Source organism: Pedobacter sp. KH_004, from assembly GCF_057840755.1.
In genome coordinates, this window is the sequence record NZ_CM174519.1 from 3,241,689 (window position 1) to 3,257,077 (window position 15,389).

At 39.5% G+C, this 15,389-nt stretch carries 9 protein-coding genes; 3 read left to right on the top strand and 6 right to left on the bottom strand.

Annotated features, from left to right (window positions below):
- The first annotated feature begins 121 nt into the window (after positions 1 to 121).
- The 3 genes from AC3ITD_RS13920 (at position 122) to AC3ITD_RS13930 (ending at position 3,607) form a co-directional block, all read left to right on the top strand.
- Positions 122 to 655, top strand: coding sequence for a GNAT family N-acetyltransferase (locus AC3ITD_RS13920; protein ID WP_489360587.1), 534 nt, complete (start codon positions 122 to 124; stop codon positions 653 to 655).
- 197 nt (positions 656 to 852) lie between these two features.
- Entirely contained in the window at positions 853 to 2,439 is a 1,587-nt protein-coding gene (bshC, locus tag AC3ITD_RS13925; RefSeq protein WP_489360589.1) for a bacillithiol biosynthesis cysteine-adding enzyme BshC, read from the top strand.
- A gap of 82 nt (positions 2,440 to 2,521) precedes the next feature.
- Positions 2,522 to 3,607 (top strand): Ldh family oxidoreductase, encoded by a 1,086-nt coding sequence (locus tag AC3ITD_RS13930; RefSeq protein WP_489360591.1) that lies wholly within the window; start codon positions 2,522 to 2,524, stop codon positions 3,605 to 3,607.
- A gap of 107 nt (positions 3,608 to 3,714) precedes the next feature.
- On the opposite strand, the gene AC3ITD_RS13935 is transcribed toward AC3ITD_RS13930, so the two are convergent.
- From AC3ITD_RS13935 to lepB, 6 genes are all read right to left on the bottom strand, one after another.
- Positions 3,715 to 6,390 (bottom strand): glycoside hydrolase family 3 C-terminal domain-containing protein, encoded by a 2,676-nt coding sequence (locus tag AC3ITD_RS13935; protein WP_489360593.1) that lies wholly within the window; start codon positions 6,388 to 6,390, stop codon positions 3,715 to 3,717.
- 11 nt (positions 6,391 to 6,401) lie between these two features.
- Positions 6,402 to 7,826 carry an alpha-L-fucosidase gene (locus AC3ITD_RS13940; protein WP_489360595.1) on the bottom strand — a complete coding sequence of 475 codons (1,425 nt, stop codon included), beginning with the start codon at positions 7,824 to 7,826 and terminating at the stop codon, positions 6,402 to 6,404.
- Positions 7,827 to 7,882: 56 nt separating this feature from the next.
- The gene (locus AC3ITD_RS13945; protein ID WP_489360597.1) at positions 7,883 to 9,478 is read right to left on the bottom strand and encodes a SusD/RagB family nutrient-binding outer membrane lipoprotein; all 1,596 of its coding nucleotides are present in this window, start codon (positions 9,476 to 9,478) and stop codon (positions 7,883 to 7,885) included.
- Between the two features lie 19 nt (positions 9,479 to 9,497).
- The gene (locus AC3ITD_RS13950) at positions 9,498 to 12,761 is read right to left on the bottom strand and encodes a SusC/RagA family TonB-linked outer membrane protein (RefSeq protein ID WP_489360599.1); all 3,264 of its coding nucleotides are present in this window, start codon (positions 12,759 to 12,761) and stop codon (positions 9,498 to 9,500) included.
- A gap of 89 nt (positions 12,762 to 12,850) precedes the next feature.
- Positions 12,851 to 14,041 (bottom strand): ROK family protein, encoded by a 1,191-nt coding sequence (locus AC3ITD_RS13955; protein WP_489360601.1) that lies wholly within the window; start codon positions 14,039 to 14,041, stop codon positions 12,851 to 12,853.
- Positions 14,042 to 14,182: 141 nt separating this feature from the next.
- Positions 14,183 to 15,376, bottom strand: a complete 1,194-nt coding sequence (gene lepB / locus AC3ITD_RS13960; protein ID WP_489360603.1) for a signal peptidase I — start codon at positions 15,374 to 15,376, stop codon at positions 14,183 to 14,185.
- Between the last annotated feature and the right edge of the window lie 13 nt (positions 15,377 to 15,389).

The window sequence follows — 15,389 nt, forward strand, 5'->3', positions numbered from 1 at the left end:
TTTTAACAACAAGAAAATAAAAAGCAAAAGTCCTCTTGCCGTTTGTAATTTCTTACCCAAGTTGGTGAACAAATTAGTTGCCTGCCATATAAAAAATCACTCCAAAACAGAAACACACCTAATGCTAAATCTAAACTTCACAAAATTCCCAATTTTAACCACCAACAGGCTTAGAATTAGACAATTATCTCATGATGACCAGCTGGATATTTTCGCTTTGCGTTCTGATGCAGAAATAAACAAATATCTCGATAGAAAACCGAGCACAACAGTTGAGGATGCCTTACGATTTATAGACAACGTTAATGAAAATGTAAAAAATAACACCTCCATTTACTGGGCAATTACCCTAACTGAAACAAATACTTTAGTTGGCACCATTTGCCTTTACAATTTCTCCACTGTAAATAACAGTTGCGAAGTGGGTTACGAGTTAAAAACAAACTTTCAAGGGCAGGGCATTATGAAAGAAGCATTGGAGCTAGTTATAAATTACACTTTTGAAACCTTGCAGTTTTGCGAAATCATTGCATTTACACACAAAGAAAATCAACAATCTACCAAATTATTAACGACACTTCAATTTTCTCAATCTGAAGATCTATTGGCAGAAAACCCTGATATCAATATTTTCAAATTAGCTCAATTGACTTAAATAAAAAAACTAGACAAAACGATTAATATTTTCCAGTCAATAAATAAACTATTTGCAAAAAATAAAACCCTATGTTGATCAATAGTATTATAAATACTTGGTTATTGTGATTGGTTAATGATTGCTAATTATTTAACTATTGTAAAATAGTAGTTCCGCTTTACAAATATTCTTAAATTGCATTACTTTCGCTAATTATGCAGGCAAAATATATTTCCTATCAGGAAACTGGCTCTTTTTCAAAACTGGTTTTGGATTACATCAATGATGAAGAACAGCTTAGGCCTTTTTACAGTTATCGTCCTGATATGGATGGTTTAGCCCAGGCAATAGAAAACAGGAATTTTTCCGGAGATCGAAACATTCTGGTTGATGTTCTGAAAAAGCAATATCAGCATATTCAAACCAATAAATCGGTAACAAAAAACATCGAACTTCTGGCTTCTGAAAATACCTTTACAGTAACTACAGGCCATCAACTTAATCTTTTTACTGGCCCCTTATATTTTATTTACAAGATCGTTACCGCAATAAATCTAGCTATCGAGTTAAAGATGGCCCATCCTGATAAAAATTTCGTCCCTGTTTATTGGATGGCCACAGAAGATCATGATTTTGAAGAAATTAATCACGTAAGTGTTGATGAAAAAAACATCAGCTGGATACAAACCACCAATGGTGCTACTGGCAGGTTAAGTACCAAAACTGTCGCTGCTGCAGTAACCGCTTACAAAGGCTATTTAGGTATTTCGAAAAATGGCAAGCACATTGCTAAACTGGTAGAAAAAGCTTACCTGGAACATGATAATTTAGCTGATGCTACACGTTATCTGGTAAATAAATTATTTGAAAAATACGGTTTGGTAATCGTTAATGCAGACGAAGCGGCTTTAAAAAAGATTTTCGCCAGCGTAATAGCTGATGATGTGAGGCAGCATAACAGTTCTAAAAATATCGACTCCACCTCCACCCAGCTTGAGGAAAAGGGTTACAAAACCCAAGTTAACGGCAGGGATATCAATTTCTTTTATCTCAAAGATGATTTGCGGGAACGTTTGATATTTGAAGATGGAAAATACCTGGTCAATCATACTGACATCAGTTTTACCGAGGATGAACTCTTAGCAGAAATTGCATCTAACCCCGAACGGTTCAGTCCGAATGTGGTGATGCGGCCAATGTACCAGGAAATAATTTTGCCCAACATCGCTTACATCGGTGGGGGCGCTGAAGTAGCTTACTGGATGCAGCTGAAGGCCAATTTTGATTTTTATAAAGTAGATTTTCCGGTGTTGTTGCTCCGTAATTCGGCTTTATTGATTGATAAACGCAGTGCCGAAAATTTATACAGTCTTGGGTTTTCTTTGGAGGATATCTTTTTATCGGTTGAAGAGTTGAAAAATCTTTGGGTAAGGAAAAACTCGACTGCCCAACTTAGCCTTGCCGATGAAACCCGTGCCATCAATAGTATTTTTGACCAGATTAAGTTAAATGCTTACAAGATTGATAAAACTTTATCGGTTTCTACAGATACCGCAAAGCAAAAGACCAATCGCTTGCTAGCCAACCTGGAAAAGAAACTATTTAGGGCAGAAAAACGGAAGCATGAAATGGCGTTGGTACAAATTGAAAATGTTAAAAAACGACTTTTTCCTAATGGTACCATGCAAGAAAGAACTTTGAACATCGCACCAATGTATGTTAACTACGGGGAAGATTTTCTTTCATCCTGCATAGAAAACTTCGAGCCACTTGGCGGCGATTTTACGCTACTCTTACCCTAAACAAATCGTCATTGCGAGGCACGAAGCAGTCTATTCAATGAGATTGCTTCGTGCCTCGCAATGACGACAAATTGATGCAAAAATGAACTTTATAACCTTTACCGAATCACACCTTAGAACTTTTACTTACAACGTTTTTAAAAAAATGGGCTGTTCTGATGAACATGCCGAGCTTGCTACAGATGTATTAATTCGTTCTGATTTACGTGGAATTGATTCACATGGTGTAGCTCGTTTAAGTGGCTATGTTCGTTTATGGGAGAAAAACAGAATCAATGCCACACCAAATATTAGAATTGTACATGAAACGCCAACTACTGCAACAGTTGACGGGGATGCGGGTTTGGGTTTAGTTGTGGCACCTTTCGCAATGAAAGTAGCAATCGAAAAAGCAGAGAAATACGGAAGCGGATGGGTTTCAGTAAAAAACTCAAACCATTTCGGCATTGCGGGCTACCATGCTTTAATGGCGGTAGACAAAGATATGATCGGCATCAGCATGACCAATGCAAGTCCACTGGTTGCGCCAACATACGCCAATGAAAGGCTTCTCGGAACCAATCCACTGTGTTACGCTTTTCCGGCAGGAAAATATCCTCCGGTAATTGTAGATATGGCTACCTCTGCTGCTGCAAATGGCAAATTAGAAATCGCTCAAAGAGCCAACAAACCTATACCTGAAGGCTGGGTACAAGATAAAAACGGAAAAAATTCCATCGACCCTAACGAATTGAAAGGTGGGGGGTCCCTCCTGCCTTTGGGTAGTGATAAAGATCATGGAAGCCATAAAGGTTACGGACTGAGCGCTACAGTAGATATTTTATCGGCTGTGCTTTCAGGTGCAAACTATGGTCCATGGGTACCCCCTTTTGTGGCTTTTTTAGAACCCTCGCCAAACCCAGTTGGTGAAGGTTTAGGCCATTTCTTAGGCGCAATGCGTGTGGATGGTTTCCGCCCTGCCGAAGAATTTAAAAATCACCTGGATAACTGGGTGGAACGTTTTAAAAATGCAAGAACAATTGATCCTGATAAGAAAGTAATTATACCTGGCGAACCGGAACATGAGTTTGAACAAGAGAGAAAAATGAGCGGAATACCCCTAATTGACGTCGTAGTAAAAGATTTGAATGAGTTAGCCGAAAAATTAGGAATTGAAGGTTTAAATTAAAGAAAAAGCCGCGAGTGTAACCAGCACTCACGGCGATAACTAACTAAGTACATATGGTTAACCTACCATAAAAAGGCAAAATCTTTCTGCTAAAATGAAGTGTAGCGTCACAATACTTTAAGGGTTTCCTTTAACAATAACGCTTTACTAGAAGCGCCAATCATGATTCGAAAATCCCCTGGTTCAATCACAGATTTCATTTCTGCATTGAGCATATTCAGCATTTCCGGCTCGATTTCAAACACAATCTCTTTACTTTCTCCTGGTTTTAAGGCAATTCTCTTGAATCCTTTAAGTTCCAATACTGGCCTTACAACGGTGGCCAACATATCCCGGATATAAAGCTGAGCAACTTCTTCACCTGCCCGGTTGCCGATGTTTTTTAGTTTAAAAGTGGCTGTAACCTTCTCACTTTGATTAATTTTACGTTTACTCAAAACCAAGTCACTGTATTCAAATTTTGTATAACTCAAGCCGTAGCCAAATGGGAATAGCGGCTCTCCACTAAGGTTGTTGTAATCATCACCACGTCCGGTAGGTTTATGGTTATACACCAATGGCAATTGCGATTCATGTACCGGGTAGGTTATCGGCAGTCGACCCGCGGGATTATAATCGCCAAAAAGCGTTTCTGCTATTGCGTTTCCTCCTTCTTCCCCTGGATACCAAACATTTAGAACAGCAGGTATATGATCGATCCAATTACTCATCGTAATTGCACTTCCACCAACCAATAGCACCACAACGGGCTTACCAGTTTTAGCCATTTCATTAATTAACTGTTCCTGATTTCCGGGCAAATTCAGCATCGCCCGATCTTGAAATTCACCCTCCTTTATACCGGCAGCAATCACCACAACATCTGCTTGTTTGGCAAGCGAAACGGCTTCAGCAAGCTCCTTGTCAACATTACTAATTACTTCGAAATCAGAAATGAATTTGATGTAAGCATTCCCTCTCGTTTCATGAAATTCGATGCGGATGGCATATTTTTTATTTTTTTTAAAATCAAAAGAGATCAGGCGGCTGTGATAAGAAGTTTTCTCCCATTGATCGATCATCAACTTATCGTTGACAAAAAGCCTGAAACCGTCATTCCCTTCTAAACCGATCTTGAATGCTCCGGTTTGCGGAGCAATTAAATCTCCGGTCCACCTTACCGAGTATTGATCTTTTGCAAGCTTCCGGTCGGGTGCATAAAGGGTCCACATGAAATCGATTTTCTTGTCGATTCTGGTAACCAATGGCGAGCCACTGCAGTTCAAATTATCGAAGTATTCGGCCTTTAAACCACTTGCTGTATCGGTACGTAAAGATTTAGCTGGGATAATCTGGTAGAATTTAGGATCGCGACTGCTACCTTTTGCATAAAGCACGTTGGCTGGTTGCCCAACTCTTTTCCTGATTCCTTCCAGAATACTGATTTTGCCATTTCCAGAACCGCTGTAACCACCTAGACGTGCTTCAATGGCATCTTCACCCAATACTAAAATCTTCTTGTCGGTTTTTAGGGGGAGTATTGATTGCTCATTTTTTAACAGCACAAATGACCTTTGGGCTGCTGCCTTTGCGACAGATTTATTATGCTTATCGCTTACGGCTTTTTCAGCATCCTTTTCTGATACATATGGATTTTCGAAAAGACCTAGTTCAAACTTTGCTTTTAAAACCCTTGAAACGGCATCATCGATTCGGCTTTTCGGAATTGAACCATCCAAAAATGGCGGAATGAAGAGTTTATAGTGATCAAATTCAGTCTGAAAAATCACATCTAACCCGCCTTCAATCGCTTGTTTAGTAGATTGTGCATAACCTGTTGCGGTATGATGCAATACGCTGGCTCCACCAACGGCTCCTGCATCAGAGATTACAAAACCTCCGAAACCCCAGTCGTTTTTTAACTTTTGTGTAAGCAATTGATAGTTTGATGTAGCTGGAGTTCCGTCAACAGAATTGTAAGCCGTCATCAGCGATCTGCTTTTGCCTTGCTTTATCGCCACTTCAAAAGGTGGATAATAGATTTCCGTCATCATCCGCTCATTGAAATGGATGGGATAACTATCGCGACCGCCATCGCCCACATTTGCAATAAAGTGTTTAGGCGTAGTAATAATATTTTGCTTTTCGAACGCACTAACAAAAGCCAAGCCCATTTGCGAAGAAAGAAAGGGGTCTTCACCGTAGGTTTCTTCGGTTCTGCCCCAACGCACATCCGATGCGATATTTACTACCGGCGTCAAAATATCTCTAATTCCTCTCACTTTAGTTTCTCCAGCTATTGCCTGAGCAACATTAGCCATATTTTCGGTATCAAAACTAGCTGCCAGACCAATTGCCTGAGGAAAAGCGGTTGCACCTTGGCGCACCAAACCATGAAGGGCTTCATCAAAAGGAATAATCGGAATGCCCAGCCTGGTTTCAGTCATAAAGAATTTCTGAATGGCGTTAATTTTCTTAGCCAGTGTGAACGCATTTTCTGAAGTATTGTAGCTCATCATTTGATTGGCACCACCTCCACCTTGCGATACAGCGCTTACTTGTAAACCGAAAATCCCATTCTGATAACGCTTTTTATCAACCCCATCAAGGTCCCCGGGAATCATAAATAGTTGCCAGAATTTTTCTTCCGGAGTCATTCTCGCCAGCAAATCCTTTACCCTATCATCGATACTTGCCTTCGCATCTTTGTAAACAGGGGTTGTTTGCTTTTGTGCAAATGTGTTTATTGCATCAAGAGAAAAAATAGTTATCCCAAGAATGGCTACAAAACATTTTATCTTCATAGGGTTTAATTTTATTGCGCTGTGAACTCAAAAGCAAGCGCTGCCGTACGATCAACTTTAGGAATAAAAACGCAGGTTTCTCCATCAATATTTTTCCATTTTACTTTCTTGCCTGTCGAAAGCAAAATGATTTCAGTGCCTTTTTTGGGTGCGTTTCCTTTCCATTTCACCATATCTGGTATTGTTTGCTCTGCTAAGCAATGAATTGCAAATCTCTTTTTGGAATCTTTACTTTGAGTAAACCAGGTTTGTCTGTCGTGATAATCTTTTGTGATGCGGGTGCCGTAAATTGCTTTTCCATTTTTAGAAGTCCACTTTCCAATTTCATTAAGCTGTTTGGTCACCTCATCAGGGAGCGTTCCATCTGGTTTTGGCCCAACGCCAAGTAATAAACTGCCGCCTTTTGAAACAATTTCTACCAGTTTATGAACTACTTCTGTGGAAGATTTGTATTGATCGTTAGGTACAAAACCCCAGGCACCGCCTAAAGTCATGCAACTTTCCCAGGGATAATCCAACTGTTTTTCCGGAATCCGTTGTTCAGGCGTTTGGTAGTTTTCGTAAGGACCATGAACGGTTCTATCTACCATTAACAACCCTGGCTGTGCTTTCCTTGCCATTGCAGCAATTTTCGGCATATCAATATCCTGGCTCCATTTAGGGACATTTGCACCCCATGACAGCACCTCTTCGTTAACAGTTTCCAAAGGACGAACCCAGCCTCCATCAAGCCAAAGAATATCTACACTACCGTAGTTATTCATTAATTCTCCAATTTGGTTGTAGGTAAAATCCTTGAATTTATTCCAACGCCATGGATATTTTTTAATATCGTAATTATTGTTTCGATCTGCCGTAGCATACTTTTGCCACCAATAATATTGCGAATGCCAATCGGGTTTAGAAAAGTAGGCACCAATCATGAAGTCATCTTTTCTAAAAGCATCAAAAACATATTTTGCAACATCTGCCTTTGGGTTATTGGCAAAAGGTCCTTTGGCAATGCTGAAATCGCTTTGTTTAGTATCAAACATGGCAAAACCATCATGGTGTTTGGTCGTAAAAATGAGATATTTCATCCCTGCAGCTTTCCCCGCAGCCGACCATTGCTCGGGGTTGAATTTAGTTGGATTGAACTGCTTGCTAAAATCCCAGTACCATTTTTTATAGTCCTCGTAAGCAATGGTAGAATCTCTTTCGATCCAATCTTCAGAGCAGATAGACCAAGATTCGATAATTCCTGGAACAGCATACAAACCCCAATGGATGATCATGCCAAACTTTTTATCCTGCCACTGCTCTAATTTTTCTTTTACCAAAGGGTCTTTTGACCACTCGTAAGTGGAAGATTGTTTTACGATATCATTGCGTTCCTGGGCAGAGGAAAAATAAGCAGAGCAAGCGATAAAGAGCGATAAGAGAACTTTTCTAGTCATATTTCAAATAAAAAAATCCCGACCCTGTGAGGTCGGGATTGATAAACTTAATTATTTTATGGCATCCAAAAGATTTTCGTTTTACGGGTATCTTTTGATGCAACCGCTTGATAGTTTTCAATATTAAGCGTTCTTTCTTTCGCTGGATATAACAGACGCGTTGGTGGAGTATCAAACCCTGCTAACTTACCTGTTGTAGGAAATGTTAATGCCGGAATACCCGTTCTTCTGTACTCAGACCATGCTTCTGTAGATTGGAGTACACCGAAGTGCAACCACTTTTGAGTAAGAATCTTCACAATTTTATCTGTTGAAGTGCCATTATATGCAGCAGTAGATGTATTCACCCATGCATCTACAACGGCAGGAGTTGGAGCAACCTCGTTTTTAAATCCGCCGCCTTGATTCAAATTATTCAGGTAGTAATAAAACGCAACTGACTGCTTCAAAGCATTGTCATAAGCAACTTTTGCATCGGCAGTGGTGCCCCAACGTTCGTATGCTTCTGCTTTGAGCAGGTTAACTTCTGATGCAGTGATTAGAATTCCAGGAAGTTTTTGGTTATACACAAACGTAGCCGAATCTAATACCGAATAGTCTGCAAAGCTACTTTCCTGTTGCGCTGTAGTAAAGGTAATAGGCATGGCTCTGTAATTTGCATTTGGTACAAAGTTAGTACCTGCTCCACGACCGAATTTATCATAAATCACCCTGATACGAGGATCATTGGCTGGAAGCATCACCGTATTTAATGCGTAGTCTGTTGCGTACCAGCTTCCTTCAAAGAAAGCGTCGTGCAAATCACTTGTGCTGTTAGTAAGCGGTTGAAGAAGCACATCAGAATTTCCTGGGTTATACAATGCAGTATTACCTCCATCTATTAATGGATTGTCAGTTTGATTGTTTAACATCTCTAAAACGGATGTTCTGGCGGTTGCTTCATCTGTTCTGGAAATGCGCATCAACAATCTTAACCGCAACGAATTTGCGTAACGAGCCCATTTGTTAACGTCTCCTTTTAAAAGAATATCAGCTTTGCTAAATGTCGAATTAGTAGTGCTGGTTCTAAAATAAGTAGCAATACTGGCAAGATCAGTTAAAAAACTGTTATATAACGCTTTTTGCTCATCATACTTTGGGTTTTTAATTACGCTCGTTGCTGGAAGGCTTCCTGCTTCTGTGTAAGGAATATCACCCCATAAATCAACCATCTTGGCGGCTTGCTCTATTAAAACAACTTTACCAGCTTGCATTAAATTCTTCTGTGCCGCTTGTTCTGTGGCTGCCAATGAATTGTATTTTAATTCCATTGCCCTATAAAGAGACATCGAGCCACTTCCGTTGCCACCGGTAGCGTAAAAATCGTCCCAATATTGCTGTGCATAATCGTCGCTTTGTCTATAAATAGAATTGCCGTTTGCAATGTAGGCTGTTTGTGCATAAACCCCTGGCATTTGTGTTAAAAAAGTACGGACATTCCAGTATTTTGCAGCAACACGATCGTTATTTAACATGGCTGTAAATAAGCCTGCAACATTCGCCTCCTGTGCTTTCTCCGGATTGTTAAATTTCTCTTCAAGGTCCTTTTTACAACCAACGAAAGCCGTTGCCGTAACTAAAAGAAAGCTTGCTTTTATTATAAATTTTTTCATGATAATCAATTTCTAAAGGCTAAAAATTTGCGTTTAAAGAAAAACCGAAGTTTCTAGATGCTGCAGTAGAACCTACATCAACACCTTGCGACCACCATTTATTTCCAAGTGGAGCTTCAGGATCAAGATCCTTCAAGGTACGGTGAATATAAAACAAGTTTCTTCCAATTAACGATACACGAAGATTGGTAAAACCTATTTTCTTAGTGAAAGTTGCAGGAATTTTATAACTCAAAGTTATTTCCCTCATTTTAATGTAGTTGTTTTTGAAAAGCTCACCTTCAGCTAATGATCCTTGTCCCCAGTTATAAGTGGTGATGTAGTAATCTGCTGCTGAAAGAACAGTGGTGTTTGGTTGGCCAGTATTTTCGTTTATACCTTGCAGTAATACACCGTCGTTATAAGTTTTTCCATTGCTGGTATAAGCTATACCACCACTTGCGCCATCTCTAAATTCCATCGAATTTTCCAGCATACCTGCTCCACGCATAAATTTTAGGTTTGGAGCAATCATTTTACCGCCGAAACGATAATCAATTGTAAAATCCAACGCTATATTTCCGAAGCTTAAAGTATTAGAAAAGCCGCCTACTGCTCTCGGTAAAACGTTGCCGGCTTTCACATAGTTGTTATCCATCACATAATAACCTTCATCACTTATGAGGTAATTGCCATTTGCATCTGTTTTTCTAGGCAAAATGTAAATGTTACCCAGTTCCTCACCTTGTCTCGCTACAATTTTAGCTGTTGCTTGATCTGATGAATAAGGTGCGATTTCTGAAATGCCGCCTCTTAATGAAATTACATTTGTTCTGTTGGTTGAGAAGTTAAGTCTGGTATCCCATCTAAACTTACCAGAGATTGGAGTTGCGTTTAAGGCGATTTCAAAACCTTTACTACCAATTTCTCCAATGTTAACAATCTGGCTTTTTGCACCATTTGAAGTAGCAACTTCTAATGGTAAGATTTGATTTTTTACTTTATTATCGTAGTAACTTACATCTAAACCTAATCTTCCACCAAAGAAACGCGTTTCTAAACCAAACTCTGCCTCATGTTTTTTCTCAGGCATTAATTCTAAATTTCCATAATCTCTGCCAGTTACTAATGAAGGCACAGAGCCATTAATGGTTTGAAGTGATGTTTGTGTATACAAAACATTCGCTTGATATATTGGAGGTGGATTACCCACAATACCGTATGAAGCTCTTAATTTACCGTAAGTCCAGAAAGATGGAAGTTTCCATAAATCACTGAAAACAAAACCACTATTCACTGAATAATAACCATATGAATTATTTTTCGGAGGAAGTGATGATGCATATTCCTGGCGGGCCGTACCTTCTATAAATAGGAAATCTTTGTATGAAAAGTTTAATATTCCTAAGTAGGCATATTTTAATTGCTCCTTACGCGTGTCTGAAGTTTCAGCTACACCAAAAGAGTTTGCCAAAGAAAACCAGTTTTCAGAAACCAAACCATCTCTTGTGTTGGATGTTTGATCTTTAAAGCTTTCTTTTCTACCCTGATAACCACCACTTACCGATACGTTAATGTCTTCGCCAATTTTATTTGCGTAGGTAACCAATGCATCCCCGTATAACACTGCGTATTGACCTTGACTTGTAGAATACCCGCCTGTGCTGGTATTGCCGTTTAATGCACTCGGTATTTCGGTGTACATGCGATTTTCAGATCTGATACCAGTATAATCATTACCTATACGACCTCTAAATTTCAGGTTTTTAGCGAAGTCGTAGTTTAAAGTAAAACTAGATAAGAGTCTGTTTTCGTTCTCTTTGTACTCGTTTTTAAGCTGTTGCCAGTAAAAATCCAACAAATTGGTCGCACGGATGTTAAAGATAAAAGGCTCAGGACGTGCCACTTGATCAAACGTAGCATATTTGTAACCATTACTGGTTTGAAACTTTTGTTTCATTAAGTCCATATCTTCAGCACGGCTGAAAAACCCACCGAATGACCCCAAAACTTGGCCTAATTGATATGGCCTGTTTTTAGTAACCGTATTCACATAACTCACAATCACATCAGCAGATAATTTTGGCGCTAATTTCACTGTGGTGTTCAGATTGAAAGAGTTTTTAGAGCCGGTGTTACCTGGCTGAGTTCCTCTGTAATCTAAACGCGAAGCAGAAAGGCGGTAATTGATTGCATCTGTTTGATTAGAGATAGCAACGTTTGCATTTGAAGTATAGCCAGTTTCGTAAACATCTTTGTAATTGTCTGGCTGAGGCGAATAAGAACGGGTTGAACCATCCCACCACCTCACTTGCTGGCCTTCCATTTTTGGACCAAAGTTAGCGTAAGCCCTAAAATAAGGGCGGAAACCGCTTGGAGAAAGCGCATCCGGAATCCAACCTTCTTCGGTTGCACCATTAGCTAAGTTTGTTGCACGATCATAACCCGGGCCATAAACATTCTGGAATTTTGGAAGAAACGCTACCTGATCAACTGAACCCTGGTAGTTAAAATCTATTCCTAAACCACGATTTTTGGATCCCTTTTTAGTGGTGATTACCACAACGCCATTTCCTGCGTCAGATCCGTATAGCGCAGACGCACTTGCACCCTTCAATACCGTTAAACTTTCGATATCAGCAGGGTTAATATCCAGGATACCATTACCACGAATACGTTGATCTCCCCAGTAATTGTTATTGTTCGCACCATCAACTCCATTCTGTCCGTCGTTTCTAATCATAATACCATCAACAACATATAAAGGTTGTTGGTTATAGCCGATTGAGTTTACGCCACGAATTTGAACGTTAACCGCACTACTTGCGCCACCCGGTGCAGTAGTAATTTTTACACCGGCAGCTTTTCCATACAATGCGGATGCGAAGTTGGTGTTTCCCGCCTCTGTAAGTTGCTTAGCAGTAACTGTACTTACGGCGTAACCTAAAGATTTTTCTTGCCGCTTGATACCGAGTGCAGTGGTAACTACATTCACTTCATCTAACTGGTTTGAACTTTCTTTGAGTGTAATATTAATAGTAGACTGATTATTTATTAAAATCTCTTGTTTAGAGTAGCCTATGGCTGATAAAACCAAGGTTTCATTTGGAGATACAGAGATGAAAAATTTTCCACCACCGTCTGTTTGAGTAACCCTCGCAGTTCCCTTTACAGAGACACTTACTCCCGGAAGAGGTCCAGAAGCATCCCTTACCGTACCGGTAATTGTTTTTTGCGCAAAAGCTGTTATTGTCAATAAGCTTAACAACAATATACTTAAACACATTAAGTACATTCTTTTCATAGTTTAGTTTTTTAGTTAAAGTTGGATTAGTTGATTAGGAGAGATTTAAAATTTTGATAGCTTTTTATCCATAGGTTTAGGGTTTTGGTTTATTCAAAATGGCTGTTTTCTACAATTAAACTGGCCGCTGATAATAACTCAGCTTCATCAGTCAGCTTTGATAACTTTATAGTGGTTTGTCCCGCGATTCGAGGAATACAAAATTCGTTGATAGCCTGCTGTATGGATGGAAGCAATAACTGACCCGCCTTTGCTCCTCTTCCACTTAACACAATACATTCCGGGTTAAGAATATGGATCAATGTAGCCAATCCTTTGCCCAGTTGAAATCCAGCTTTTGACAGGATAGAAATCGCTAAAGGATCTTGGGCGATCACGGCATCCAAAAAATGATCACGGGGATGTTTACTTTTATCTTTAAAAAGTTCCTTCATGCTCGATTCAGCACCGTCAGATAAGGCTTTTTCAGCTTTTTCTGCCATTACAAGTAACGAGGTATCCACTTCTAAACATCCCCTTTTGCCGCAGGAGCAAAGATTGTTGGTATCTGACAATGGAATATGACTAAATTCTCCGGCGTAGCCGCTACTTCCCCGATATAACTGACCGTTAACAATCATGCCCAGGCCAGTTCCCCAACCAATGTTAACCACCATTACATCTTTTAAATTGATAGCCTCCCCAAAATTTAATTCAGCTAAAGCAATTAAGCTCGAGTCATTGTCGATAAATACCGGGAGTTTTATTTTTTTAGTGAGGTATTCGCGAAGTGGCGTTTCATCGTTAACAGGAAGGTAGGATAAGTTTACACCTAACTCTGCGTTTACAAAACCCGGCATTCCAACACCAACGCCTAAAATGTCTTTTCTTTTGATGTTAGAATTTTCAATACTTGCATTAATAAAGTTGATCAGCTCTGCAACATTGCTGTTTTCACCCGACATATTGAATTCCAGAAACTGCATGGGTATCACCGTATGCCTTGACAAATCATAAATGGTTAAACGAGTGATAAGCTGATCCATCGCTACCGCAACGATGTACTTTTTGTGATCAGAATTGAGCAGGTACATGGATGGCCGCCGGCCGCCTGTTGAAGGCGCAAGGCCCTGCTCCAGAACAAAACCTTCTGATATCAACCCGTTTACAATAGAGGTGACTAAAGGCAGGCTTTTTTTGGTGAGTTTGCTTAAATCCGTTAGCGACAGAGTCTTTTTATAATAAAGATGCTTAATAATATCAGCTCTTAATCGCTGATTTTTCTCAATTATGATAGACATTCTATTCGGTTTATAAACAAACTTAATAAATAAATTTAAAACTTATGATAAACTTATTAATTTTTTTTAAAAGTTTGTTCCAAAACAAAAAAAGGCTTAGATCTCTCCAAGCCTTTTTTTGTTTTGATTTTCCAGGAAAAACTACTCAATTCCTCTAAATAATCTGCTCCATCTTATTTTACTAAAGAAAGAAGCATCACTATCCCAACTCATCCAAATAAATAATGCTTTACCTACAATATGATCTTCGGGAACGAAACCCCAGTAACGCGAATCTGCAGAATTGTGGCGATTATCTCCCATCATCCAGTAATAATTCATTTTAAAAGTATAAGTGGTTGCCACTTTATCGTTGATGTACCAGACGTCACCCTTTTTCTCTACTTTATTTCCTTCATAAGTTCTGATGGCTCGGTAGTAAAGTGGCATTGTCAAACTATCTATTTTCACTGTCCAACCTTTGGCGGGCACTTTAATCGGTCCGAAGTTGTCCCGGTTCCAAACCCGATTTGGATCGTGAGGGAAAACTCCACCTTGCTCAGGACCGGCAGCATCAGGACTTAGCGTTACCGAACTGATAAAATCAAAAGCTTTTAATTGATCAGCAATTTCTGGTGAAGCATTTACGATATAGGTATTTTCAGCAATTGCAGGACTATTCCCCAAATCCAATTTAAATTCATCAAGCGCAGCGTAATTAAAATCCATGGTTTTAAATACGATTTTATAAGGCATCATGCCCGTGTTTTTTAATGGCTCTTGCTTTCCGTTTACAACAGCAACGCCGTTAGCCATTGAAATTACATCACCTGAAATGGCGATGCAACGCTTAATAAAGTTCTCTCTTTTATCAACAGGCCGATCAACAATCGTAAAGTTGTTACGAACTTGCTCCCTACCCATGTTACGAACCATATTGTAGTAACTATCTGACTGATTTTCTACGGCAACAGTATCACCTTCGGGAAAATTGAAAACCACTACGTCGTTTCTTTTTATTTCGGATAAGCCAGGCAAACGGTGATATTTCCATTGAACGCCATCCCAATAGGCTTTTGTTGATGTTGTTAACGGCATCGTGTGGTGTGCAAAAGGAAAAGCAACCGGTGTCATCGGGATGCGGGCTCCATAGTTTACTTTACTCACAAACAGAAAGTCGCCAATTAATAAAGAACGCTCCATTGATCCAGATGGAATAGTGTAAGCCTCAATAAAGAAAACACGAATAATGGTTGCTGCCACTACAGCGAAAACAATGGCATCGACCCATTCTCTTGTTTTTGTTTTTTTCTTTTTAGTGGCATCTTTTTTTCGTTGCCAGAATTTATAATTCATATCATTTTATGCT

Bases quoted from the DNA above. Each gene is read 5' to 3' on its own strand.
- AC3ITD_RS13920 (WP_489360587.1), top strand. From the start codon at position 122: ATGCTAAATCTAAACTTCACAAAATTCCCAATTTTAACCACCAACAGG.
- bshC (WP_489360589.1), top strand. From the start codon at position 853: ATGCAGGCAAAATATATTTCCTATCAGGAAACTGGCTCTTTTTCAAAA.
- AC3ITD_RS13930 (WP_489360591.1), top strand. From the start codon at position 2,522: ATGAACTTTATAACCTTTACCGAATCACACCTTAGAACTTTTACTTAC.
- AC3ITD_RS13935 (WP_489360593.1), bottom strand. From the start codon at position 6,390: ATGAAGATAAAATGTTTTGTAGCCATTCTTGGGATAACTATTTTTTCT.
- AC3ITD_RS13940 (WP_489360595.1), bottom strand. From the start codon at position 7,826: ATGACTAGAAAAGTTCTCTTATCGCTCTTTATCGCTTGCTCTGCTTAT.
- AC3ITD_RS13945 (WP_489360597.1), bottom strand. From the start codon at position 9,478: ATGAAAAAATTTATAATAAAAGCAAGCTTTCTTTTAGTTACGGCAACG.
- AC3ITD_RS13950 (WP_489360599.1), bottom strand. From the start codon at position 12,761: ATGAAAAGAATGTACTTAATGTGTTTAAGTATATTGTTGTTAAGCTTA.
- AC3ITD_RS13955 (WP_489360601.1), bottom strand. From the start codon at position 14,041: ATGTCTATCATAATTGAGAAAAATCAGCGATTAAGAGCTGATATTATT.
- lepB (WP_489360603.1), bottom strand. From the start codon at position 15,376: ATGAATTATAAATTCTGGCAACGAAAAAAAGATGCCACTAAAAAGAAA.